Source organism: Streptomyces sindenensis, assembly GCF_014649035.1.
Taxonomy (GTDB): Bacteria; Actinomycetota; Actinomycetes; order Streptomycetales; family Streptomycetaceae; genus Streptomyces; species Streptomyces sindenensis.
Window position 1 is genome coordinate 121879 of the sequence record NZ_BMSG01000011.1, and the last position, 24116, is coordinate 145994.

At 72.0% G+C, this 24116-nt stretch carries 22 protein-coding genes and 1 tRNA gene; 15 read left to right on the forward strand and 8 right to left on the reverse strand.

Annotated elements, in window-relative coordinates; all coding sequences use genetic code 11:
- Positions 1 to 51 precede the first annotated feature (51 nt).
- From IE145_RS15035 to IE145_RS15050, 4 genes are read left to right on the forward strand one after another with little or no spacing between them, the layout of a single operon-like run.
- Complete coding sequence (locus tag IE145_RS15035; protein ID WP_069744710.1) at positions 52 to 468, forward strand: roadblock/LC7 domain-containing protein; 417 nt, start codon at positions 52 to 54, stop codon at positions 466 to 468.
- Positions 465 to 821, forward strand: a complete 357-nt coding sequence (locus IE145_RS15040; protein WP_006125149.1) for a DUF742 domain-containing protein — start codon at positions 465 to 467, stop codon at positions 819 to 821. The genes IE145_RS15035 and IE145_RS15040 overlap by 4 nt, the downstream gene beginning before the upstream one ends.
- Positions 802 to 1416 carry a GTP-binding protein gene (locus IE145_RS15045; protein WP_069740653.1) on the forward strand — a complete coding sequence of 205 codons (615 nt, stop codon included), beginning with the start codon at positions 802 to 804 and terminating at the stop codon, positions 1414 to 1416. Before IE145_RS15040 ends, IE145_RS15045 begins: the two co-directional genes overlap by 20 nt.
- Entirely contained in the window at positions 1413 to 2741 is a 1329-nt protein-coding gene (locus tag IE145_RS15050; protein WP_189525562.1) for a cytochrome P450, read from the forward strand. The genes IE145_RS15045 and IE145_RS15050 overlap by 4 nt, the downstream gene beginning before the upstream one ends.
- Before the next feature lie 76 nt (positions 2742 to 2817).
- Here the strand turns inward: IE145_RS15050 and IE145_RS15055 are convergent, their stop codons facing one another.
- The 4 genes from IE145_RS15055 to IE145_RS15070 form a co-directional block, all read right to left on the reverse strand.
- Positions 2818 to 3969, reverse strand: a complete 1152-nt coding sequence (locus IE145_RS15055; RefSeq protein ID WP_189525617.1) for a cytochrome P450 — start codon at positions 3967 to 3969, stop codon at positions 2818 to 2820.
- Positions 3970 to 4316: 347 nt separating this feature from the next.
- Positions 4317 to 5249, reverse strand: a complete 933-nt coding sequence (locus IE145_RS15060) for a coiled-coil domain-containing protein (protein WP_189525563.1) — start codon at positions 5247 to 5249, stop codon at positions 4317 to 4319.
- A gap of 241 nt (positions 5250 to 5490) precedes the next feature.
- Complete coding sequence (locus IE145_RS15065) at positions 5491 to 8067, reverse strand: SUKH-4 family immunity protein (RefSeq protein WP_373296589.1); 2577 nt, start codon at positions 8065 to 8067, stop codon at positions 5491 to 5493.
- A gap of 5 nt (positions 8068 to 8072) precedes the next feature.
- Positions 8073 to 9050 carry an SMI1/KNR4 family protein gene (locus IE145_RS15070; RefSeq protein WP_189525565.1) on the reverse strand — a complete coding sequence of 326 codons (978 nt, stop codon included), beginning with the start codon at positions 9048 to 9050 and terminating at the stop codon, positions 8073 to 8075.
- Positions 9051 to 9284: 234 nt separating this feature from the next.
- Between IE145_RS15070 and IE145_RS15075 the strand changes: the two genes are divergently transcribed.
- Entirely contained in the window at positions 9285 to 9809 is a 525-nt protein-coding gene (locus tag IE145_RS15075; RefSeq protein WP_189525566.1) for a YwqJ-related putative deaminase, read from the forward strand.
- 10 nt (positions 9810 to 9819) lie between these two features.
- Positions 9820 to 10320, forward strand: a complete 501-nt coding sequence (locus IE145_RS15080) for an SUKH-3 domain-containing protein (protein WP_189525567.1) — start codon at positions 9820 to 9822, stop codon at positions 10318 to 10320.
- Positions 10321 to 10700: 380 nt separating this feature from the next.
- Here the strand turns inward: IE145_RS15080 and IE145_RS15085 are convergent, their stop codons facing one another.
- On the reverse strand, positions 10701 to 12020 hold the full coding sequence (locus IE145_RS15085) for a sensor histidine kinase (RefSeq protein ID WP_189525568.1): 1320 nt from the start codon (positions 12018 to 12020) through the stop codon (positions 10701 to 10703).
- 214 nt (positions 12021 to 12234) lie between these two features.
- On the opposite strand from IE145_RS15085, the gene IE145_RS15090 reads away from it, so the two are divergent.
- The 6 genes from IE145_RS15090 to IE145_RS15115 all read left to right on the forward strand — a co-directional run bounded on the left by IE145_RS15090 (position 12235) and on the right by IE145_RS15115 (position 17170).
- Positions 12235 to 12307: transfer RNA gene (locus IE145_RS15090), tRNA-Gln, on the forward strand.
- 109 nt (positions 12308 to 12416) lie between these two features.
- On the forward strand, positions 12417 to 13865 hold the full coding sequence (gene glmU, locus IE145_RS15095; protein WP_189525569.1) for a bifunctional UDP-N-acetylglucosamine diphosphorylase/glucosamine-1-phosphate N-acetyltransferase GlmU: 1449 nt from the start codon (positions 12417 to 12419) through the stop codon (positions 13863 to 13865).
- 120 nt (positions 13866 to 13985) lie between these two features.
- Positions 13986 to 14963: a ribose-phosphate diphosphokinase gene (locus IE145_RS15100; protein WP_189525570.1), complete on the forward strand. Its 978-nt coding sequence runs from the start codon at positions 13986 to 13988 to the stop codon at positions 14961 to 14963.
- 209 nt (positions 14964 to 15172) lie between these two features.
- Positions 15173 to 15763, forward strand: coding sequence for a 50S ribosomal protein L25/general stress protein Ctc (locus IE145_RS15105; RefSeq protein ID WP_189525571.1), 591 nt, complete (start codon positions 15173 to 15175; stop codon positions 15761 to 15763).
- Between the two features lie 152 nt (positions 15764 to 15915).
- Positions 15916 to 16509: an aminoacyl-tRNA hydrolase gene (pth, locus tag IE145_RS15110; protein WP_010059751.1), complete on the forward strand. Its 594-nt coding sequence runs from the start codon at positions 15916 to 15918 to the stop codon at positions 16507 to 16509.
- Positions 16510 to 16699: 190 nt separating this feature from the next.
- Entirely contained in the window at positions 16700 to 17170 is a 471-nt protein-coding gene (locus tag IE145_RS15115) for a hypothetical protein (RefSeq protein ID WP_189525572.1), read from the forward strand.
- A 39-nt stretch (positions 17171 to 17209) separates the two neighbouring features.
- On the opposite strand, the gene ppc is transcribed toward IE145_RS15115, so the two are convergent.
- On the reverse strand, positions 17210 to 19939 hold the full coding sequence (ppc, locus tag IE145_RS15120; RefSeq protein ID WP_189525573.1) for a phosphoenolpyruvate carboxylase: 2730 nt from the start codon (positions 19937 to 19939) through the stop codon (positions 17210 to 17212).
- Positions 19940 to 20464: 525 nt separating this feature from the next.
- Here ppc and IE145_RS15125 point away from each other — a divergent pair.
- The 3 genes from IE145_RS15125 (at position 20465) to IE145_RS15135 (ending at position 22870) form a co-directional block, all read left to right on the forward strand.
- Positions 20465 to 21469, forward strand: a complete 1005-nt coding sequence (locus tag IE145_RS15125; RefSeq protein WP_189525574.1) for an acyl-CoA desaturase — start codon at positions 20465 to 20467, stop codon at positions 21467 to 21469.
- A complete protein-coding gene (locus tag IE145_RS15130) occupies positions 21466 to 22155 on the forward strand; it encodes a TetR/AcrR family transcriptional regulator (protein ID WP_189525575.1) in 690 nt (229 codons plus the stop codon). Before IE145_RS15125 ends, IE145_RS15130 begins: the two co-directional genes overlap by 4 nt.
- Before the next feature lie 112 nt (positions 22156 to 22267).
- Entirely contained in the window at positions 22268 to 22870 is a 603-nt protein-coding gene (locus tag IE145_RS15135; RefSeq protein ID WP_189525618.1) for a Uma2 family endonuclease, read from the forward strand.
- An 11-nt stretch (positions 22871 to 22881) separates the two neighbouring features.
- On the opposite strand, the gene IE145_RS15140 is transcribed toward IE145_RS15135, so the two are convergent.
- Together IE145_RS15140 and IE145_RS15145 are read right to left on the reverse strand one after the other, a co-directional pair.
- Positions 22882 to 23262, reverse strand: a complete 381-nt coding sequence (locus tag IE145_RS15140; RefSeq protein ID WP_189525576.1) for a VOC family protein — start codon at positions 23260 to 23262, stop codon at positions 22882 to 22884.
- Entirely contained in the window at positions 23262 to 24074 is an 813-nt protein-coding gene (locus IE145_RS15145; RefSeq protein WP_189525577.1) for a trans-aconitate 2-methyltransferase, read from the reverse strand. Before IE145_RS15145 ends, IE145_RS15140 begins: the two co-directional genes overlap by 1 nt.
- Positions 24075 to 24116: the final 42 nt, after the last annotated feature.

Genomic DNA, 24116 nt, shown 5'->3' on the forward strand with positions numbered 1-24116 from the left:
GAGGTACGGGCCGTCGGCCGGTTCCCCGGCGCCACGGTCCCGTCACTCATCATGCAGACAACGGACAACAGCCTCACCTGGCTCCTGCAGAGGCTGCTGGAGCAGACCCCCGGTACGCGGCACGCCCTGGCCCTGTCCCGCGACGGGCTCAAGCTCTGCTGGAGCGAGCACCTCACCCTCGACCAGGCCGACCAGCTGGCGGCCATCTGCTCGGGCATGCAGGCGCTGGCGCAGGGCGCATCCATCGAGTTCGGCGACGGTTCCGGCGGCGTACGCCACTCGATGACCGAGTTCCACGGCGGCCTGCTCTTCATCGTCGAGGCCGGTGAGGGCGCGCATCTGGCCGTCGTCGCCACCGAGGAGGCCGACCCCAGCATCGTGGGCAACCAGATGACGCAGATGGTCGAGCAGATCGGCGAGCACCTGCGCGCCGCACCACGCGGCACCGTACCGGGGAGTACCTCGTGATCCGGCGTCCCGTCGACACCGGAGCCCCCGACCGGCTCTACACGGTCACCGGCGGCCGCAGCCGCGCCGCGGACTCCTTCGACCTGGTGACCCTCGTGGTCAGCGAGTCCCGGCCGACCCCCGGCATGCAGTCCGAGCACGCGCGGATCCTCGAACTGTGCAGCCACCCGACCGCCGTCGTCGAGATCGCCGCCGAACTCTCCCTCCCCGTCACCGTGGTCCGCATCCTGCTCGACGACCTCCATGTCATGGGCCGGATCACCGCCCGACACCCCCGCGTGGCCGCATCGCCGGCCGAACTCCCCGACTCCGAACTGCTGAAGGAGGTGCTCCATGGTCTCCGGAAGCTGTGAGCTGCCCGCCCAGCGCACCCCGCTGGCCGATGCGGCCGAGACCGGCCTGAAAATAGTCGTGGTCGGAGGGTTCGGCGTCGGCAAGACCACGCTCGTCCGCTCGGTGAGCGAGATCCGGCCGCTGAACACCGAAGAGGTCATGACCCAGGCAGGTGTCGGCGTCGACGAGACGAGCGGCGTCGATGCCAAGACGACCACCACGGTCGCCTTCGACTTCGGCCGCATCAGCCTCAACGAGCGCATCGTGCTGTACCTGTTCGGAGCCCCGGGACAGGAGCGCTTCTGGTTTCTGTGGGACCGGCTGTTCTCCGGCACGCTCGGCGCGGTCGTCCTCGTGGACACCCGCCGGATGGACGACTCCTGGTACGCGATCGACCGGCTGGAACACCACGGCACCCCGTTCGTGGTGGCGGTCAACCGGTTCGACGACGACGTCGCCCACCCCCTCGAAGAGATCCGTCAGGCCCTGGCCCTGCCCGAGCACGTCCCGATGATCGACTGCGACGCCCGGGTCCGGGCATCCAGCAAGAACGTCCTGATCACGCTCGTCGACCATCTGCGCACGATGGCCATCGCCCGGGAGACGACACCATGAGCACCTCCAGCCAGTCCGCCGGCCAGTCCGCCGACCCGCATTCCGGTCCGTCCTTCGACCCTTCCTTCGACTCCCTCTTCGCCCCGGGCGCCACCGCCCCCTCCGGCTGCCCGGTCGCCCCCGGTGCCGTACGCCTGTCCGGAGCCGCCTACCAGCAGACGCCCACCGAGCTCTACCGCTCGCTGCGGCGGGAGCACGGCGCGGTGGCACCGGTCCTGCTCGACGGTGACGTACCGGCCTGGCTGGTCCTCGGCTACGCCGAACTCTCCTACGTCACCACACACGACGAACTGTTCGCCCGGGACTCGCGCCGCTGGAACCAGTGGGACAGCATCCCGCCTGACTGGCCGCTCCTGCCGTTCGTCGGTTACCAGCCCTCGGTGCTCTTCACCGAGGGCGACGAGCACCGGCGCAGGGCCGGTGTCATCACCGAAGCGCTGGAAGGCGTCGACCAGTTCGAGCTGGCCCGCGACTGCCGGCGCATCGCCGAGCGGCTCATCGCGGACTTCGCCGGGAGCGGCGGGACGGAGCTGATGAGCAGCTACGTCCACGCGCTGCCGATGCGGGCCGTGGTCCAGATGTGCGGGATGCCGGTATCGGGCTCGGACACCCAGCAGTTGGTGGACGACCTGCGGATCTCGCTCGACGCCGGCGAGGGCGACGACCCGGTGGCGGCCTACGGGCGCGTCGGCGACCGGCTGCGCCGGCTGGTCAAGGACAAGCGGGCGGTGCCCGGCCCCGATGTCACCTCCCGCATGGTGACGCACGCGGCGGGGCTCACCGACGAGGAGATCGTCCAGGACCTGATCTCGGTGATCGCCGCCGCACAGCAGCCGACCGCCAACTGGATCTGCAACACGCTGCGGCTGCTCCTGACGGACGAACGCTTCGCGGTGAACGTCTCCGGCGGCCGGCTCAGCGTCGGCGAGGCGCTCAACGAGGTGCTGTGGCTGGACACCCCGACGCAGAACTTCATCGGCCGCTGGGCCGTACGGGACACCCAGCTCGGCGGCCGGCACATCCGGGCGGGCGACTGCCTGGTCCTGGGCATCGCCGCCGCCAACACCGACCCGGAGATCTGGCCGGAGGCGTACGTCGGGGCCGAGAACTCCGCACACCTGTCGTTCAGCGGCGGCGAGCACCGCTGTCCCTATCCCGCACCGCTGCTGGCCGACGTGATGGCCCGTACGGCGGTGGAGACGCTGCTGGAACGGCTGCCGGACCTGATGCTGGCGGTCGAACCGGCGGAGCTGGCCTGGCGGCCCTCGATCTGGATGCGCGGGCTGTCGGCGCTGCCGGTCCGGTTCAGTCCGACGGCACAGTAGCGGGGATCGGGGCGGGCGGCCGGGCCGGGCAGGGAAGCGTGCCCCGGCCCGGCCGCCCCAGGACGACCGCGTTCCGTCAGCCCGACACCGGTGTGAAAAGGACCGGCAGGCTCTTCGGCCCCCGGGTGAACACCCCGTTCTCGACCGGATCGAAGCCGTCGGCCGGCCGCAGATCGGGCATGGCGTCCAGCAACTGGCCCACCCCGGTCTCGACTTCGGACCTGGCGAGCAGAGCGCCCACGCAGAAGTGCCGGCCGAGCGCGAAGGCGAGATGGTCGGCCGCCGCCGAGAACGCGTTCGTGGCGCTCAGGTCCTCGCGGAAGATGTCGAAGACATCGGGGTCGCGGTAGCGGGCCTCGTCACGGTTGGCGGAACCGATCAGACAGGTCACCGTGGAGCCCGCCGGTACGGTGCCGCCGCTCAGCTCCACGTCCACCGCCGACTGCCGCATGATCATGTGTACCGGCGGGGTGTAGCGCAGGGTCTCGGCGAAGGCCCGGGGTATGAGGCTCCGGTCGGCGCGGACCGCCGCCAACTGGTCCGGGTGGCTGAGCAGGTTGGCGAAGATGCCGGCGATGGCCTTGTCGGTGGTCTCCCCGCCCGCGGCCAGCAGCAGGCTGCAGAACGCCTTGACGTCCTCGTCGCTCATCCGGACACCGTCGACCTCCGCGGTGCACAGCGTCGACAGCAGATCGTCGCCGGGCGCTTCCCGCCGTTCGCGGATGATCGGCAGCATGTACTCGGCGAACTCGACGCGCGTGCGTTCACCGGCGCGCGCCACGTCCTGATCGCCGGAGAGATTACCGAGAAAGGCGATCACGGCCGTATACCAGCCGTGAAAACGCTCATAGTCGGACTTGTCCAGACCGAGCATGTCCGCGATGACGTTCACGGGAAATCGGGTGGCGTAGTCGGCAACCAGATCCACGGAACCGGCCCCACGGAACCGGTCGATCAATTCGCGCGAATTGCGCTCGATGACCGGTAAGAACTTGTCCCGCAGGTCGGCACCCCGGAAGGCGGGCGCGACGAGGGCCCGGCGGACGGCGTGCTCGCGCCCGCTGAGCTGGAGAATCGTCCGCCCGTGCACGGGCTCGATCTGCCAGTCGTAGTTCTCGGTGGTGAACTCGCCGGCTTTGTCCTTGAAGACGCGCTCGACGTCCTCATAACGCGAGACGAGGTAACTCTTGGTGGCTTCGTGCCACAGGAGCGGCGTGTCATGCCGCATACGGCGATACGCCGCATACGGGTCTCTCTCGAACTCTGGCGACAGAATGTCCGGTGTTCGGACGGTCATGACCACTCCCTTGCAAGCAGAACGGGAACTGCGAGGTGCATGACTTATTCAGCTCGTACCGGCGGATATATGCAAGAGCCACGGGTCGCGAACTCCCCTGCCGACGGCAGCGGTCCGGCCGCTGCGGTCTCCGGCTGTGACGCATGACCGGGGGCGGCCCCGGGCGCTGCGGTCCGCCGTCGCCAGGGGGCGGCTCGCCGTAGGCAGCACCCTGCCCCCGAGCCGGGTCCTCAGGTGCTCTGACGGTCGGGTGCTCGGGCGCTCGGGCGCTCGGGTGCTCAGGCCCCCGCGTTCCCGTCCTCGTTCTCGTTCTCGTTCTCGTCCTCGGTCGACGTCACCCGCCCCGTCAGCGCCGCCAGCGAGCTGCGTACGTGCGCCATGTGCGCCTGGACCTCCTCGCGGCGCTCCTCGTGCTCCCGCAGGATCCGCTCCGTCTCCCGGACCACCCGCTCCTCCCGGACCCGGGCCTCGGCCAGCAGCTCCGCCGCCCGCGCCTCCGCGTCCTCCTGGCCGTGCCTGGCGGCCTCCTGGGTGGCGGCGAGGTGCCGGCCGGCCTCCGCGAGCAGCGCCTCGGCCCGCTCGGTCAGCTCCGCGTTCCGGGCCTCCAACGCGGCTTCCTCGGCGGCCAGTTCGGCCTCGGCCGCCTTGCGGCGCTCCGCGTGCTCCTGCTCCTGGTGGGCCAGCACACTCGCCGTACGGTCACGGGTCGCCGCCATCGCCGACGCGGCGGCCGCCCTCACCTCCTCGGCGTCCTGCCGGGCCGCCGCCAGCAGCCCTTCCGCCTCCCGGACCGCCTCGGCGACCCGCTCCGCCGCCGCCCGGTCCGCCGCCTCGCGCACCCCGTCGGCCGCCTCGCGCGCGGCGTCCGCCGCGGCCCGGCCCGCCGTCTCCGCCTCGTCCCGCAGCGCCTGGCCCGCCGCCACGGCCTCGGCCTCCAGCGCCCGGGCCTCGTCCTCGGCCAGGGCCAGGATCCGCTGCGCCCGCTCCCCCAGCTCGGCGTAGTCCGGCACGGGCAGCGCCGCGACGGTCTCCGCCAGCCGGGCCGCCTCGGCGAGAAGCTCCTCCACCCGGCCGGTCAGCCGCGCGGCCTCGGCGAGCGCTCCGTCCCGCTCGGCCGTCAGGGTGGCCACCACACGGTCCACCTGCTCCGGGCGGTAGCCCTTCCCCCGGACACCGACGACGTCGAACGCGGACACCGGTCCAGCACGCATCCCTGAAACCTCTCTCCGACCCACCGGTCCACCGATCAACCGACCCACCGCGATACGTCAAGGATGCGGCAATTGGGGCCGGAAGTCGGAATCGATCAGCGGCATTCAGGCCGGAAGCGACCGGCATCACAGATCCGGTCGAACCGGCACACAGCGAGGCGCCCGGACCCGGGAAGGGTGCGGGCGCCTCGGCCGGGCCAGGAGGCCGGGCCGCCGGGCCGGGCCGGCAGACCGGGTCAGATCAGATCAAGCCGTCCCACATCTGCTCCAGCAGCACCGACCACCAGCTCTCCGGCGACGCCAGCGCCGCCGGGTCCAGGGCCACCAGCTGTGCCTGGAAGTCGACGGTCCAGCGGCCCGCCTGCTCCGGGTTCAGCCCGTACCGCAGCCGCCACATCCGGCCCAGCAGCGCCATCGACCGCACGAACTCGGGCAGCCCGGTGTTCACGAACTGCGGCGGCACCGGCTGCCCGCCGGGCCCCGCCTCCACCGGGACGGCCACGATGTTCGCCGTGCCGTACTGCACACAGATCGCCCGGCCGAAGTCCGTACCCATCACCAGGTACGACCCCGCGTCCGACGCCGGTTGCACCTGCCGCTGGGCGGCCAGCTCGGCCAGTGTCGGCACCACCGGCTGCCCGGGCTGCGCCCAGAAGAACGGCCCGAAATCGGCGGGCAGCCCCGCCCATACCAGGGTGCGCGCGACGACTTCCGGCACGCCCTGCCGGGACACCGCTCGCTGGTCGAACCGGAGGATCCCCTGCGGACCGAACGCCTGCGCCAGCTCCTCGGCGACCGCCTCCGGCGGCAGCGCGGGCGCGGGCGGCATCTGCGGGAGCGGCGCCCGCACCGGCGCGGGCCGCGCCGGGCCGTCCGCGACCTGGTGCAGCTCGCCCTGGTGCGTCAGCAGATGCTGCATGCCCTGCTGCCGGCTGGCGTGATCGGTGCCGTACGGGGCGACGCTGGTGATCCGGACCTGCGGCCAGGTCTCCCGGATCATCCGCGCGCAGTACCCGCCCGGCAGCTCGCAGGACTCCAGCTCCGTGTGGAGCTCGATGACCTGCTGCGGCGGCACGTTCATCGCCCGCAGCTCGTGCAGCATCTGCCACTCGGGGTGCGGGGTGCCCGGCGCCGAGCGGCGGATCAGCTGCTGCTCGCTGCCGTCCGGAGCCCGGAACCGCAGCACGGCCTGGTAGCCGGGGCCAACGGTCGGCTGACCGGCGGGCTGCTGCGGATAGCCGTACGCCGGGGGCGGCGGGGTGTGGCCGCCGGGCGGCGGTCCGGGCGGGCCCGGCGGCTGCGGTACGGAACCGGGGGATCCGCCCAGCGAACCGCCCGGGGTTCCGGGCGGGCCGGGCGGGCCGACCTGGCCCGGAGCCGCGAACATCGTCTCGGCATGGTGCACCCCGCCACCCGGAGGCGGCGTGGCGCCCGGCGGCGGGCCGGGCGGGCCGGGAGGCTGCGGGGCACCGGGGGCACCCGGCGGCGGGCCGGGCGGCCCGGGGGGCTGCGGGGCACCCGGGGCACCGGGTGGGCCCGGCGGCTTGGGCGCGCCCGGGACGCCCGCACCGATGCTGCTCCCGTCGGCGAGCATCGTCGCGGCGTGGTGCACCCCGCCACCGGGAGGCGGCGTGGAGCCGGGGGGCGAGGGCGGGCCGGGCGGACCGGGCGGACCGGGCGGCGGGGTGGAACCCGGCGGCGGGCCGGGCGGGGTGGCGCCGGGCGGGCCGAGCTGGGAGACCAGCTGCGTCGGGACGTACCCGCCCGCGGGAGCGCCGGGCGCACCCGGCCCCGAAGGTGGCGGCGTCGCGCCGGGGGGCGTCCCGGGGACGCCCGGGGCGCCGGGCGGCGGCGGGGTCGACGGACCGCCCCCACGCGTCCCGCGCGGCGGCACCACGGCCTTGCTGGTGGCCGCGTCGGCGATGTCACCGGCCCCGTCCGAGGCACCCTGCTCCGGCCGGAGCGCCGGCGCCACCTGCGTACGCGGCAGCTGGCTGCCCCCGGACATCAGCGCGGTGGGCGCCTCCGCCGGGACGACCGGCGGCAGGGCCTCCTCGTCGTCCGTCCCCGACAGCGGCGGTGCGAACACCGTCGCGGGCAGCGGGACCGCCGCGTCGTCGGATTCGGAGTTGGTGTCCGTACCGGCCCACGGGGTCGCCCCGGCGGGCACACCGTCGGAAGCCGTCGGCTCGTAGGCCGGTCCACCGCCGGCGGCGGGCCACGACGCGCCGGACTCCCCGGAAGGAGAAGAAGGAGAGGGGGGCGGCGGCGTCGCATCGGCGGGGGCGGGAACGGAGGTCTGACCCGACGCCGACACCGACGGGGACGGGGCGGCCGGAGGCGGGAGAGGGGACGGGGCCGCGGGCGAGTCCTGCGACGCCGCCGGGGACGGCTCGGCGGCCGCCTCCGCCTCCGCATCCCGGCGCTCCGCACGGTGATCCGGAATCCCGAGCTTGTCCGCCGCCTCCTGGAGCCACTCCGGCGGCGTCAGCAGGAACGACGTCTGGTTCAGATCCACCCGCTGCGGCGGCTCCGGAGCAGCGGCCGGCGCACCCGTCGGAGCCCCGTACTCCTCCTCGTACCGCCGGATGACCTCGCCCACCGGCAGCCCCGGCCACAGCGTCGCCTCGCCGCTGTCCCGGGCGATCACCAGCCGCTGGCTGCCCCCGTCCGAGACGGGGCCCTCCGGCCGGTCCTCGGCCCAGACCACGAAACCCAGCTCGAACTCACGGACGCGTACCTCGCGGTGCTGGTACGCGGGCACGTCACCGTTGACCCACTCGTCCGCCCGCTCCTGCGCCTGCGCGAAAGTCACCACCGCGCTCACCCCTCCACCGGGACGGCGCGCGCGAAGCCACCGTCCACCATCAGGTTCGCCACGGTCTCCAGCTCCGGCGGATTGCCCGCCAGCCGCTTCAGGAAGGCGTCGAAGTCCGTACCGCAGGGCAGCAGCAGCCGCTCCACACGCTCCTGGACACTCCAGCCGTCCTGATCCCGGGCATCGTCGTACGGGCAGAACCACACCGAGCCGACATCCTGGCCGCGCACCTTCACGGCGAGAATCCCGCCCTGGACGAACGCGACGCCCAGGAAGTCCTTGGTGAAGTGATCCCGCAGACACTTGTTCACGTACACGAGGTCGTTCATCGCGGCTTCGTCACGCACCGTGAAGAACGGCTGGTCCACCAGCAGCCCCAGTTCCGCGTCCAGCGCCGCGCCCACCGGGGCCGAACCACCCGCCGCCTTGAGGAAGGAGCGGTACGCGCCGGGCAGCCGGTAGCCGAGGTCCTCCTCGACCCCCTGAACCTGCTGTTCGGTCACCGCGCCGGCGCCCTTGGGCAGCCGGAAGTGCGCAGGACGGGTCTCCTGCAACGGGCGCGTCCCACGCCGGTGCTGGTCCACGTCCGTACCCGCGAGACCGGCGTGATGACGCAGCAGCGCCTTGACCTCGACCGGCACCAGCTCCATGCGCCGGCCGCCCGGCACGTGGTGCCACGTCCAGCCGTGCGGGGTCGCCACCGCGGGAATCGTGTCCCACAGGTCATGTCCGCTCGCCGCCATCGCCGCGTTCGCCGACACGTAGTCGGTCAGGCGCAGCTCGTCGATACCGAAGCCCGGAGGCGGATCGGCGATCTCGGCCGCGGCGCGCGCGTACGGCGAGAGAACCGGGTGGCCGCTCCCGTCCATCCGCACCCCACCGGGGTGCCGGGATGCCCGGACCGGATCCGGGAAATTCACGACCTGCCCGGCATAGGCGGCGTTCGGTGGCGCGGCTTGCTGCCCGAGCCGACCTGTCGTCATGGCTGATGCCCCCTGCTGCGTCCGGTGTTCCGCACAGCCTAAGCGGTGGGGCAACAGGGGGTCCCGTCCCGCCGGTTCCGTCACGAACGGTCACATCCGTGTGACGGTGAGGCGACGGTCTCGCACCCGCGGGCGACACGCGCCACGTTTTCCCGCCCCAGCTTCCCCACCACCCGGCACATTTGGCAGGCTGTCCCCGCAACTCGGGGGATTGCAGGGAGGGACGTCAGCACGATGCATTCAGCACAAACCGTCACATCAGGGGATCCACGCCTCAACTGGAGCAGTACCGGAACCAGCCGTACGCCCCGACTGATCCACCGCCGCGACGGGATCCTCCCCGCCGTGGCCGCCGCGCTGTCCGTCCGCGGCGAGACGCTGACCTGCACCGCGGGCAAGGGGGACCAGCCGCCGGTGCTGCACCCGCTCGTCCAGGACTTCCTCGACACCCTCCCGAGCGGCCAGCGCGAACGCTTCACCGGGCGCTGCCCCGAGGCGATACTGCTCTCCCGACAGCTGACCGCCGCCGAGACCGGGCGTTCCAAACGAGCCCAGCGAAAGCCCCTGACCAACGGGGAGGCGCGGCGCGCGCTCAAGCACGCGCGGATCACCGCGCGGCGCATCCGCGAGGACGGCGACCCGCTGCACGGCAGTTACGCACCGCCCTGCCGGTCCTGTTCCCCGCTCCTGTCCCACTTCGGCGTACGCCCCGTCGACCTGACCTCCACCGGCGCCGCGACCACCGCCGAGAAGGGCTGACCGCCCACCGATGCACGACCGCCAGCAGCACACCTCCACCACCCGCTTCCCCGTCGCCGTCGATGCCGCCCTGCGTGAGGCGGGCTGGCAGCCCGGACGCTGGGACATCCGCCAGGCGGAGGAGTGGGCCGACGCCCTGCGCTCCCACGCCTCCCCGGCCGGCCACCGGCACGCCGTGTTCCCGGCCGCGGTCGAGGCGTGGGCGGAGTTCGGCGGCCTCCGCATCACTGCGGCGGCGCCGGGCCGCCACATCGCGCCGACGGCGGTACGGATCGACCCCCTGAGCGGCCTGCACCTGGCCCGGACGCTCGGGGATCTCGGCCGGGCCCTGGAGACGGAGGTCAGCCCCCTGGGGGCGGAGGGGGAGGAGCAGGCGGTGCTGGCGATCGATACGGAGGGGCGGGTGTACAGCATCGATCACACCGGGGACTGGTTCCTGGGCCAGGACATCGACGAGGCGCTGGCCACGCTGGTGACGGGCACGCAGCCGCCCCGCCTGACCTCGGCCTGAGGCGCACCTCCGGCCCGCCCGTCGCCGCCTCCGGCCCGCGCCACGTGATCCAGCCCGTCCGGCGTTTGAGGACGGCCCCGGCCACGCACAGCCCGTCCGGCGTTTGAGGACGGGCCCGGCCACCTCCAGCCCGTCCGGCGTTTGAGGACGGAACCGTCGCCCAGGACGAACCGGCACCATCGCTCCTCCGGACACCGAGGGGGCACCGCTCCCCACGACGAGGGTTCCGTCCTCAAACGCCGGACGGGCTGAAGGCGTCGGCCCCCACGCGCCTCCACGGGCAGAAGCGGGCAGCCTCCCGGCGCCGGACGGGCTGAAGGCATCGGCCCCTGCGTGCCCCCCACGGGCAGAAGCGGGCAGCATCCCCGCGCCGGACAGGCTCAGGCGGGTCCCACCGGGAGTACCGCCGAGACGCGGAAGCCCCCCGCCTCCGTGGGGCCCGAGACGAACACGCCCCCCAGCCCCAGCACCCGCTCCCGCATCCCCACCAGCCCGTTCCCCCCGCTCGGCAACCCCGCATCCGTCGCCGCCGCGTCCGACGGGCCGTTCTCGACCTGCATCGCGACCTCGGCCTCCCGATGCGCGAGCCGTACCCACGTCTCCGCGCCCGCCGCGTGCTTGTGGACGTTCGTCAGCGCCTCCTGCACCACCCGGAACGCCGTCTGCTCCACCTCCGGCGGATACGGCCGCAGCTCGCCGTGGACCGTCAGCTCCACCACCATCCCCGCCTGCCGCGACTGCGCCACCAACGCCTCCAGCTCGTGCAGCCGGGGCCCGTCCTCCGTCGCGGCGGGGGCGGCGGCCGCCGCGGCCGCCTGCCGTACCGACGCCAGGGGAACCCGGCCCGCCGCGGCCGGCGCGGTCAGCGCCTCCCCCGTCCGCAGCACCCCGAGCATCTCGCGCAGCTCCGTCAGCGCCTGCCGGCCCATGTCCCCGACCAGCGCCGCGTTGCGCACAGCCTTCGCCGGGTCCTTCGGGGCGACGGCCTGGAGGGCGGCGGCGTGCACCACCATCAGGCTCACCCGGTGCGCGACCACGTCGTGCATCTCCCGGGCGATCCGGGTCCGCTCCTCCGTACGCGCCCACTCGGCCCGCTCCTCGGCCCGGTCCGCGAGCAGCGACAGCTCCCGCTCCAGCGAATCGGCCCGCTCCCGCAGGCTCTCCATCAGACGGCGCCTGGCCCCTATGTAGAGGCCGAGGAGCACGGACGGGGCCGTGAGGCCCACCGCCATGAAGACGGACATCAGGGGGACGTACCAGTCCCCCGGGCCGAAGTCGGTCTGCTCGGCCACGCTCTGCCGCAGCCGTACGTACGTGATGATGAACGTGCCCACCAGCGCCATGCTCGCCAGCACGACGGTGATCCGGCGCGGCACCTCGGACGCGGCCAGCGTGTACAGGCCGACCAGGGCCATCAGGAAGCCCATCTCGGCGGGCGTCATCGCGATCGTCAGCAGCACCACGACGATCGGCCACCGCCGGCGCACCAGCAGCACCGAACCGGCGAGAAGCCCGAACACCACGCCCACCGGCACCGGGATCCCGGTGTTCCGGGCGAACTCCACCCCCTCCAGGCCACACTCCAGCGCCGATACCAGCGCCAGTCCCACGTCCAGGGCGACACTCCGTCGCCGCTCCCACCACCAGTAGCCGCGGGTGGTCGATCCCGCCGCCTCCCGGTCTGCCCCCGTTGCGGTCATGGCATCCAGCCTACGGGCGGACGCATCTCAATTCCGGGGGACCGGCAACAGCGCGTTCCGGGTTCGGCCGCGAGCGACCGGGCACCGCGTCCGGCGCCACCGGACGCCGTCTCTCCTCCGTCTCTTCCGCCGTCGCACAGAAGGCGCTTGGTACGGCATAGTGTTGGGTGCCGATCCGGTGAGCCGGTGCAATGTCCGGTTCATTCGGAATTGATCCCCCATGGTGTAATCAGGCAGCACTGCGGTTTTTGGTACCGTCTGTTCAGGTTCGAATCCTGATGGGGGAGCTTCGACATGCGGGCCCCGACCACACCGGTCGGGGCCCGCCCCCGTTTCCCGTCGAAACACCCCCGGTATCCTGCGGATGACCACCACCCGAAGCCGAAGGGCACATCCGTGAGCGCAACCAGCCCGGCAGCCGTCGTCGTCCTCGCAGCGGGTGAGGGCACCCGTATGAAGTCGAAGACCCCCAAGGTCCTGCACGAGATCTCCGGGCGCTCGCTCGTCGGACATGTCGTCGCCGCCGCCCGTGAGCTGGACCCCCAGCACCTCGTCGTGGTCGTCGGACACGCCAGTGAACAGGTCACCGCCCACCTGAACGCCGGGGACGCCCCCGTGCGCACCGCCTTCCAGGCCGAGCAGAACGGCACCGGGCACGCCGTCCGCATGGGGCTCGAAGAGCTCGGCGGGACCGTCGACGGAACCGTGATCGTCGTGTGCGGCGACACCCCGCTGCTCTCCGGCGGGACGCTCGGCGCGCTCGCCGCCACCCACACCGCCGACGCCAACGCGGTGACCGTCCTGACCGCCGAGGTCCCGGACTCCACCGGCTACGGGCGCATCGTGCGCGACCCCGCCACCGGCGCGGTCACCGAGATCGTCGAGCACAAGGACGCCACCGACGAGCAGCGGGCGATCTCCGAGATCAACTCCGGGGTGTTCGCGTTCGACGGGCGGCTGCTGGGCGACGCGCTGGGCAAGGTGCGCACCGACAACAGCCAGGGCGAGGAGTACCTCACCGATGTGCTGTCCATCCTCCGTGAGGCCGGGCACCGCGTCGGGGCGTCCGTGGCGGGCGACCACCGCGAGATCCTCGGCATCAACAACCGGCTCCAGCTGGCCGAGGCCCGCCGGCTGCTGAACGAGCAGCTGCTGGAGCGGGCCATGCTCGCGGGCGTGACCGTGGTGGACCCGGCGTCCACGCTGATCGACGCGACCGTCACGTACGAGCGGGACGCGATCGTGCACCCGGGGACGCAGCTGCTCGGCTCCACGCATCTCGGAGAGGACTCCGAGGTCGGGCCGAACTCGCGGATCGAGGACACCCTCGTCGGCGCCGGCGCCCGCATCGACAACACGGTGACGCTCTCGGCCGAGGTCGGGCCCGGGGCGTCCGTGGGGCCGTACGCCTACCTGCGGCCGGGCACCCGGCTGGGCACGAAGGCCAAGGCCGGTACGTACGTGGAGATGAAGAACGCCACGATCGGGGAAGGGACGAAGGTCCCGCACCTGAGCTACGTCGGTGACGCGACGATCGGCGATCACACCAACATCGGCGCCGCGAGCGTCTTCGTGAACTACGACGGCGTCGCCAAGCACCACACGACGATCGGCTCCCACTGCCGTACCGGTTCCGACAATATGTTTGTGGCACCGGTCACGGTCGGGGACGGCGTTTACACCGCCGCCGGGTCGGTCATCACGAAGGACGTGCCGTCCGGTTCGCTGGCCGTGGCACGGGGCCAGCAGCGGAATATCGAGGGTTGGGTGGCCCGGAAGCGTCCGGGCAGCGCCGCCGCGCAGGCCGCTCAGGCGTCGTCGCGGGAGCCCGACGGGCAAAGCTGACCGGAAACGGGTACGCCGGTGACGGCGTACCGTGATAGATGCTCACCCCATTTCGGCTGGCTCGTTGCACATCGGGACCTGTGCGTGCAGCGCCAGATACACGTCTGAGGAGACTGTGCTGTGACCGGGATCAAGACGACCGGCGAGAAGAAACTGATGCTCTTCTCCGGCCGCGCCCACCCCGAGCTTGCCGAGGAGGTCGCCCATCAGCTGGGAGTCGGTCTCGTGCCGACGAAGGCCTTCGATTTCGCCAACGGTGAGATCTATGTGCGGTTCCAGGAGTCGGCACGTGGCGCGGACTGCTTCCTGATCCAGAGCCACACGGCCCCGATCAACAAGTGGATCATGGAGCAGCTGATCATGCTGGACGCGCTGAAGCGCGCGTCGGCCCGCTCCATCACGGTGATCGTGCCGTTCTACGGGTACGCCCGCCAGGACAAGAAGCACAAGGGCCGCGAGCCGATCTCGGCCCGTCTGGTGGCGGACCTGATGAAGACGGCGGGTGCGGACCGGATCCTCACCGTCGATCTGCACACGGACCAGATCCAGGGCTTCTTCGACGGCCCGGTGGACCACCTGTTCGCGCTGCCGATCCTGGCGGACTACGTGGGCGCCAAGGTGGACCGCACCAAGCTGACGGTCGTCTCCCCGGACGCGGGCCGCGTGCGGGTCGCCGACCGCTGGTGCGACCGGCTGGACGCCCCGCTGGCGATCGTGCACAAGCGCCGCGACAAGGACGTGCCCAACCAGGTCTCCGTCCACGAGGTCGTCGGTAACGTCGAGGGCCGGGTCTGTGTGCTCGTCGACGACATGATCGACACCGGTGGCACGATCTGCGCCGCCGCGGACGCCCTGTTCGCGCACGGTGCGGAGGACGTCATCGTGACGGCGACGCACGGTGTGCTGTCGGGTCCGGCGGCCGACCGCCTGAAGAACTCGAAGGTGAGTGAGTTCGTGTTCACGGACACGCTGCCGACCCCGGGCGAGCTGGAGCTGGACAAGATCACGGTGCTCTCGATCGCGCCGACGATCGCGCGCGCCGTGCGTGAGGTGTTCGAGGACGGCTCGGTGACGAGCCTCTTCGAGGAGCAGGGCTGACAGCAGTGACGATCACCCTCCGGTGATCCACTTTGGGGTGCGGCCTCCCCGCCGGGTAGACTCAGCGAGTTGCTCGGCGAGGGAGGCCGTACCCATGTGTACGGCGGTCCGTTATCGACGCGCTCTTCGTAGCAGGTCTGTCGTGGGCCGGGTGACCGTTCGAGATCCGTCACCCCCGACGGCTCTCCGTATCTGACGAGGAGTGCAACATGGCCGAGATCAAGCTCGCCAGCGAGGTCCGTACCGAGTTCGGCAAGGGCGCCGCCCGCCGTGTCCGCCGCGCCGACCGCGTTCCCGGTGTCGTCTACGGCCACGGCGCCGAGCCCGTCCACGTCACCCTGCCCGGCCACGAGCTGCTGCTCGCGCTGCGCACGGCCAACGTGCTGATCGGTCTGGAGATCGACGGCAAGGACGCGCTGGTCATCCCGAAGGCCGTTCAGCGCCACCCCCTCAAGGGCACCATCGAGCACGTCGACCTGCTCACCGTGAAGCGCGGCGAGAAGGTCGAGGTCGAGATCGCGGTGCACACCGAGGGCGACCTGGCGCCGGGCGCCAACCTGCTGGAGTTCGTCCAGAACACCCTGCTGGTCGAGGCCGAGGCCACCCACATCCCCGAGTCCGTCACGGTCTCCGTCGCGGGCCTGGACGCCGGTGACTCGATCGTCGCCAAGGACATCGCGCTGCCGAAGGGCTCCGTGCTCGCCGGTGACGAGGACGCCATCGTGATCCAGGTCGTCGCCGCGCAGGCCGAGGAGCCGTCCGGCGACGAGGCCGCCGAGGGCGAGACCGCCGAGGCCTGAGCCTCGCGCTCCCCCCGCGCCACTTCTGTTCCACCTGCTTGACTGACGGGGTGGTGGTTCCCTTCCGGGAGCCGCCGCCCCGTTTGCCTGTGCCGTAAGCCGTAAGCCGTATGTCCTGTGCCGCACGCCGTATGTGAGGAGACCGAGCGCTGATGTCCGACGCCACCGACCCCTGGCTCATCGTGGGCCTGGGCAATCCCGGTCCCGACTACGCGGCGAACCGGCACAACGTCGGGTTCATGGTCGCCGATCTGCTGGCGACCCGGATCGGCGGGAAGTTCAAGCGGGCGCAGAAGGCACAGGCGCAGGTCGTGGAGGGGCGGATCGGTCCGCCGGGTCCGGCGAGCCGGCGGGTGGTGCTGGTGAAGCCGATGTCGTACATGAATCTGTCGGGCGGTCCGGTGACGGCACTGCGGGACTTCTACAAGGTGCCGACGGACCATGTCGTGGCGGTGCACGATGAGTTGGACGTGGACTACGGGTCGCTGCGGCTGAAGCTGGGCGGCGGGGACAACGGGCACAACGGGCTGAAGTCGATGACGAAGGCGATGGGTCCGGACTATCACCGGGTGCGGTTCGGGATCGGGCGGCCGCCGGGGCGGATGCAGGTCGCGGACTTCGTGCTGAAGGACTTCTCGTCGACGGAGCGCAAGGAGCTGGAGTTCCTGGTGGACCGGTCGGCGGACGCGGTGGAGTGCCTGCTGGCGGAGGGCCTGGAGCGCGCGCAGAGCGCGTACAACTCCTGAGGGCCGTCGGCTCCTGAAGGCCGTCCACTCCTGAGGGCCGTCGACTTCTGAAGGCCGTCGGCTCCTGAGGGCCGCGCCCGGTTCGTCCCGCTCCCCCGCCGCGTACGACTCCTGACATTTCTGATGCTGCTGGGGCGTTTTTCGGCCATAGGTTGACCGGGGGTGCGGGTCTGGCCAAGGATCTGCCCCCATGAAACGGAGCTCTTCCCACCGGGCGGCGGTAGCGGGGCGGCGGGTGGCCATGGGGCTGGTCGTCCTGGTGCTGCTGGTCGCGGGTGCGTGGTCGTCGTGGGACACCGCGCACCACATCGTTCTGGCCAAGGGCCGTGACCACGGGACCGTGACGGTGACGGGGTGCGGCGAGGAGAGGTGCACCGGGTCGTTCACACCGGACGCGGCGTCGCGGGAGCGCCCGCGGGTGACCCTGGACCGGTCCGTCGCGGCGCGTGAGGGGGATCGTTTCCCCGTGGTGGTGAAGCCCGGTTCCGACGCGGTGGTCCGCACGGGGTTGCCGGGCTTTCTCCATGCCTGGGTGCCGCTCGCCGGCGCGCTGCTGCTGGCCGGGTTCGTGATCGGCGGCGGTCTGCGGATGGTGCGGACGGCGTGGGGCGTGGGAACGACGGGGGCGGCCCTGCTGGTGGCGACGTTCGTCGCGCTGTAGCAGGACCGCCCCGTTCGAGCGTGCGTACCGGGCGTACGGTCAGCCGGTGTTGCGCAGACCCGCCGCGACGCCGTTGACGGTGAGCAGCAGGGCGCGGGAGAGCAGCGGGTCGGGCTCCTCGCCGCGCATCGCGGCCTGGCGCTGGCGGGCGAGCAGGGAGACCTGGAGGTAGGAGATCGGGTCCAGGTAGGCGTCGCGGATGGAGAAGGTCTGCTGGAGCACCGGGTTGGTGTCGAGCAGCTTCTCGCCGCCGGTGATCCGCAGGACCTCTTGCACGGTGAGGGCGTGTTCGGCCTCGATGCCGTCGAAGACGTGCTTCAGCTCGTCGGGGACGAGCGTGTCGACGTAGTGGCGGGCGATGCGCAGGTCGGTCTTGGCGAGCGTCATCTCGACGTTGGAGATGAAGTTGCGGAAGAAGTGCCAGTGCTCGTGCATCTCGTCCAGGACGGTGTCGAGACCGGCTTCGCGCAGGGCCTTGAGGCCGGAGCCGACGCCGAACCAGCCGGGCACGATCTGCCGCGACTGGGTCCAGCCGAAGACCCACGGGATGGCCCGCAGGCCGTCCAGCGAGACGCCCGAGCCGGGGCGGCGGGCGGGCCGCGAGCCCAGGTGCAGGTCGGCGAGCTGGTCCACCGGGGTGGAGGCGAGGAAGTACGCGGGCAGGTCCGGGTCCTCGACGAGCTTGCGGTAGGCGCTGTGGGCCGCGTCGGAGATGGTGTCCATGGCCGCGTCCCAGCGGGCGAGGGCCTCGTCGGACTGGCGGGGCGCGGTGTGCAGGGCGGAGGCCTGGAGGGTGGCCGCGACGGTCAGTTCCAGGTTCTCGCGGGCGAGCGCGGGGATGAGGTACTTGTCGGAGATGACCTCACCCTGCTCGGTCACCTTGATCTCGCCCTCCAGCGTGCCCCACGGCTGGGCGAGGATCGCGTCGTGCGAGGGGCCGCCGCCGCGGCCGACGGTGCCGCCGCGGCCGTGGAAGAGGCGCAGCCGCACGCCGTAGCGGTGGGCGACGTCGCGCAGTCGGCGCTGGGCGCGGTGGATCTCCCACTGGGAGGTGGTGATCCCGCCGAACTTGGAGGAGTCGCTGTAGCCGAGCATGACCTCCTGGACGTCGCCGCGCAGGGAGACGAGGCGCCGGTAGGAGGGGTCGGCCAGCATCTCGTCGAGGATGTGGTCGGCGGCCTTGAGCTCGTCGGTGGTCTCCAGGAGCGGGACGATGCCGATCTTGGCCCAGCCGGCGTGGAGGTCGATGAGTCCGGCCTCGCGGGCGAGGACGGCGGCGGCGAAGACGTCGTCGGCGCCCTGGCACATGGAGATGATGTAGGACTCGATGACTTCGGGGCCGAAGCGTTCGAAGGCCTGCTTGATGGTGTGGAAGACGCCGAGGGTCTTCTCCCCGGCCGCGTCGAGCGGGGCGGGGGTGGGCGCCAGCGGCCGGCGGGAGCGCAGCTCCTTGGCGAGCAGCTTCTGCCGGTAGTCGCGCGGCATGTCGGCGTAGCGCCAGGACTCCTCGCCGAGCCGGTCGAAGAGCTGGCCGAGGGCGTGGTGGTGGGCCTCGGCGTGCTCGCGTACGTCCATGGTGGCGAGCTGGAGGCCGAAGGCGGCGAGCGTGCGGATGGTGCGGTCCATCCGGCCGTCGGCGAAGAGCCCGCCGCGGTGCTCGCGCAGGGAGGTCTGGATCAGCTCCAGGTCGGCGATGAGCTCGGCGGTGCCGAGGTAGTCGCAGCCGGGGCGGTGGGGGGTGCCCTCGGCGAGGCGCTCGCGGGTGTTGACGAGCTTCTGCCGGATGCAGGTGGCCTTGAGGCGGTAGGGCTCCTCGGCGTTCAGCCGCTTGTAGCGGGGGCTGATGCCGGGGAGGCGCTCCAGGTCGGCCTGGAGGGAGGTGAGGAGTTCCTCGGTGGCTCCGGCGTAGCGGATGGAGTTGGAGAGGAGGCCGCGGAGGTAGTCGATCATCTCCAGCGCGTCGGTGATGCCGTGCTCGTGCTGGAGGATCAGGACGTCCCAGGTGACGGCGGGCGTCACGTTGGGGTTGCCGTCGCGGTCGCCGCCGATCCAGGTGCCGAAGGTGAGGGGGCGGGTCCCGGCGGGGAGTTCGACGCCGACGCGGTCCAGCTCGGCGGCGAGGTCCTCCAGGACGTCGCCCACCGCGCCCGCGTGCAGTTCGTCGAGGTAGTAGATGGCGTTGCGGGCCTCGTCGGCGGGCTCCGGGCGGACGACGCGGAGTTCGTCGGTCTGCCAGATGAGGTCGATGTTCTCGGCGAGGCGGAGGTCGAGGCGGCGGCGGTCGGCCTCGATGACCGGGGTCTCCAGCAGCTCGGCGATGCGGCGCAGCTTGTTGAGGACGGAGCGGCGGGCGGCCTCGGTGGGGTGGGCGGTGAAGACGGGCCGGACGTTGAGGTTCTTGACCGTCTCGCGCAGGTGCTCGGGGTCGGCGTCCTTGAGGCGGTCGGCGGTGCGGGCCAGGAGGCCGCCCTCGGCCGAGCGGCGGTCGCGCATCTCGTGGGCGCGGTGGACCTGCTCGGTGACGTTGGCGAGGTGGAAGTAGGTGGAGAAGGCGCGCACGAGCTGGGCGGCGGTCTCCAGGTCCGTGTCGCCGAGGAGCTCGGCGGCGGCCTCGCCGTCGGTGCGGGTCAGGGCGCGTACTCGTTCGACGAGGTCGAGGAGTTCCTGGCCCTCCTGGCGTACGAGGGTCTCGCCGAGGAGGTCGCCGAGGCGGCGGATGTCGGCGCGCAGCGCGGGGCTGGCGGCAGAGGTCTGGTCGGCACTGCTCACAGTGTGCGGCTCCTTGCAGTGAAAGAGGAGGTGCGTTCGCTTCACCGTCCCCCCGTTGCGTGGCGGTGGGAGCGGGTGGCGGGGTCCGGGGCCCTGCGGCTGGCAGCGGTGCTGTCGCCACGCCCCGACGAGCGGGTGCGGACCGCGCTGTCCGACCCTCCCAGGATAGGTGTCGTCGCAGGCGGCGTGTCCGTTGCCCCGAGGGGGCGCGGCGCCGCCCGGGGCGCACCGGGCGGTAGGGCGTGTCCGGCGGATCAGGACCGGGCAGGCCGCGGCGTCCGGTGCGGTACATCGCAAGGCGCTGGAACGCCGCGAGGTGCCGTGCCAGGCGTCGCGGACCCGGTCATGATCCGCCGGACACGCCCTAACCCCTACCCCGGGGGCGGGCGGGCTACCGCGTGGGACGGGTTGGAGCGGCCTCTCGTGTTGTGGGGCCCGTCACTGCCATACTTACCAAGCCGTAGGTTACGGAACCGTAGCCACGGCCGTCCGAGCCTTCTCCCTCACCCTCAGAGGTATCCCCCCATGCCGAGCACTCCTCCCGCGATCGACGAGACCGAGCCGCCCGGGACAGCGGCGACGCCGCCCGGGGCAGCGACGCCGCTGCCCTCCGCCACGCTCGGCGGTGACAACAAGCGGTCGATCGAGCAGTTCGCGCTGCTGGCGTTCATCGTGGTGCCGTTCATCGCGCTGGTCGCGGCGGTGCCGCTGGCGTGGGGGTGGGGGGTGAGCTGGCTCGACATCGGTCTGCTGGTGGCGATGTACTTCATCGGCTGCCACGGGATCACGATCGGCTTCCACCGGTACTTCACGCACGGTTCGTTCAAGGCGAAGCGGCCGTTGCGGATCGCGCTGGCCGTGATGGGCTCGCTGGCGGTGGAGGGGCCGCTGGTGCGGTGGGTGGCCGATCACCGCAAGCACCACCGCTTCTCGGACGCGGAGGGCGACCCGCATTCGCCGTGGCGGTTCGGCGAGAGCCTGCCGGCTCTGATGAAGGGGCTGTGGTGGGCGCACATCGCGTGGATGTTCGACGAGGAGCAGACGCCGCAGCAGAAGTACGCCCCCGACCTGGTCAAGGACCCGGCGATCCGGGCGGTCTCGCGCCACTTCCTGACCTTCACGATCGTCTCGCTGGCGATCCCGCCGCTGGTGGGCGGTCTGGTGACGATGTCGTGGTGGGGCGCGGCGACGGCGTTCTTCTGGGGTTCGCTGGTACGGGTCGCGCTGCTGCACCACGTGACCTGGTCGATCAACTCGATCTGCCACGCGGTGGGCAAGCGGCCGTTCAAGTCGCGCGACCGGTCGGGGAACGTGTGGTGGCTGGCGGTGCTGTCGTGCGGCGAGTCCTGGCACAACCTGCACCACGCGGACCCGACGAGCGCCCGGCACGGGGTGATGCGGGGGCAGATCGACTCCAGCGCCCGGCTGATCCGCTGGTTCGAGAAGCTCGGCTGGGCCCATGACGTGCGGTGGCCGGATGCCGCGCGTATCGACTCCCGGCGCACGCCCGCCCCCGCCGACGCGGCATGATTGACGACGTGGCCACCGACCCCAGCACGAGCAGCGACAAGAGCAGGCCCTCCGCCCCCTCCCGCCGGGCCCGGCGGGTCCGGATGACGGGCAAGGAGCGCCGCGAGCAGTTGCTGGACATCGGGCGCGCCCTGTTCGCCGACAAGGGCTTCGAGGGCACGTCGGTGGAGGAGATCGCGGCGCGCGCCGGGGTGTCCAAGCCGGTGGTGTACGAGCACTTCGGCGGCAAGGAGGGCCTGTACGCGGTGGTGGTCGACCGCGAGATGCGCCAGCTGCTGGACATGGTGACCGGGGCGCTCACGGCGGGCCACCCGCGCGAGCTGCTGGAGCAGGCCGCGTTCGCGCTGCTGGACTACATCGAGTCGTACACGGACGGTTTCCGGATCCTGGTGCGGGATTCGCCGGTGGCGCAGTCGACGGGCACGTTCGCGTCGCTGATCAGCGATATCGCCACGCAGGTGGAGGACATCCTCGGCCTGGAGTTCAAGGCCCGCGGCTTCGACCCGAAGCTGGCCCCGCTGTACGCGCAGGCGCTGGTGGGAATGGTGGCGCTGACGGGCCAGTGGTGGCTGGACGTACGCAAGCCCAAGAAGGCCGAGGTGGCCGCCCACCTGGTGAACCTGTGCTGGCACGGGCTGGAGAACCTGGAGTCGAAGCCGCGGCTGATAGGGCACCGGAAGAGCTGATCACGGCTGATCACGTAACCCTTCCGCACGTCGTCACCCGTTGCGATGACACGTGCGGATTTCCCGCCGTAGTGTGGTCGGGAGGGCAGAGGATGCGTCCATGGAAGGAACCATGACCGCCGAGCCGACCACTGCGCACAGCTCCCGCTGGCCGGTGCCCCCGCAGGACGGATACACCGTGGACGATCTGTTCACGCTGCCCGATCTCCCGCCGCACACCGAGCTGATCGACGGGAGCCTGGTTTTCGTGAGTCCGCGGCGAGACTTTCACAGCACGATGATCGATCTGCTGATGACAGGACTGCGCAGCACGGCGTCCCCGGAGGTGAGGGTGCGCCGGGAGATGACCGTAGTCCTGGATCGGCGGAACGCTCCGGAGCCGGACGTCTCCGTCGTGCGGACCGAGGCGGTCACCGGGCTCGACGTGACGCGGTACCAGGCCGCCGACGTCCTCCTTGCCGTCGAGGTCGTCTCCCCCGACTCCGAGGCCCGCGACCGTGAGGCCAAGCCGCACAAGTACGCGACCGCCGGCATCCCGCACTTCTGGCTGGTCGAGATGACCGGCACCGACCAGCACCCCGTCGTGCGGGTCTATGAGCTGGACCCGGTGACGAAGGCGTACGCGCTGACCGGGATCCATCACGACCGGCTGAAGACGGGCGTGCCGTTCCCGGTGGACATCGACATCTCGGCGGAGGCGCTCGCAGCGCTGTAGAGCGGGCCCCGTTACGCCTCCGGCTCCAGGAACTCCAGGCGGTTGCCGGCCGGGTCGTGGGCGTAGAAGCGGCGGTGGCCGGGGAGGTTGTCGTCCCAGGCGACGTGGACCCCGTGGGACTCCAGGCGGGCGGCGTACCCCTCGATGCCGGTGACGCGCAGGCCCGGGTGGGCCTTCTTCGCGGGGCGGAAGTCCTCCTCGACGCCCAGGTGGAGCTGGACCGGCCCGGCGGCGAACCAGCAGCCGCCGCGGGCGGCCAGCACCGGGGGTTTCGGGATCTCGGTCATGCCCAGGGCGTCGGCGTAGAAGGTGCGCAGGGCGCCCTCGGAGCCGGGCGGGGCGGCGAGCTGGACGTGGTCGACGGCGGCGAGGCCGCAGGCGGGGGCGGTCATCACTTCTCCTTGCGGGCTACGGCGAAGATGCGGCGGAACGGGAAGACCGTGCCGTACGGGCCCGGCGGGTACGCCTCGCGGAGCAGGTCGCGGTATTCGGCGAGGAACGCCTCGCGGGCGGCCGGGTCGTCGGCGAGCGCGGTGAGGACGGGGCGCAGGGCCGTGCCCTTGACCCAGTCGAGGACCGCGTCGTCGCCGTGCAGGGTCTGGAGGTAGGTGGTCTCCCAGACATCGGCCGTACAGCCGAGGTCGCGCAGGCGGGTGAGGTAGTCGACGGGTTCCAGGACCGAGGCGGTGCGGTCGCCGACGCCGTGGAGCCGGGGGCGCCAGCGGTCGGACTCGCGGAGGCCGGCCAGGAGCGTGTGGCTGGGGGCGGTGAAGTTGCCGGGGACCTGGAAGGCGAGCGTGCCGCCGGGGGCGAGGGCGTCGAGCCAGCGGGGGAAGTGGTCGGCGTGGCCGGGGATCCACTGGAGTGCGGAGGTGGAGACGATCAGGCCGTACGTCTCGGTGGGCTCCCAGGTCGTGGCGTCGGCCTCGGCGAAGTCGAGGAGGGGCGGCCGGGCGTGGGCGGCGGCCTCGGCGAGCATCTCGGGCGAGGTGTCGTAGCCGGTGATCCGGGCACCCGGCCAGCGGTCGGCGAGGAGCGTGGTGACGTTGCCCGCGCCGCAGCCGAGGTCGGCGATGCGGGGTGCGGGCCGGCCGGGGAGGCCGTCGCCGATACGGGCCAGGAGGTCGTGGAAGGGGCGGGTCCGGTGGTCCGCGTGACGCAGGTACTGCTGCGGATCCCAGGAGGGCCGGTCAGGTGCGGTCATGGGAACAGGATCACGGCCGATATCTCTTGATGTCAAGACACT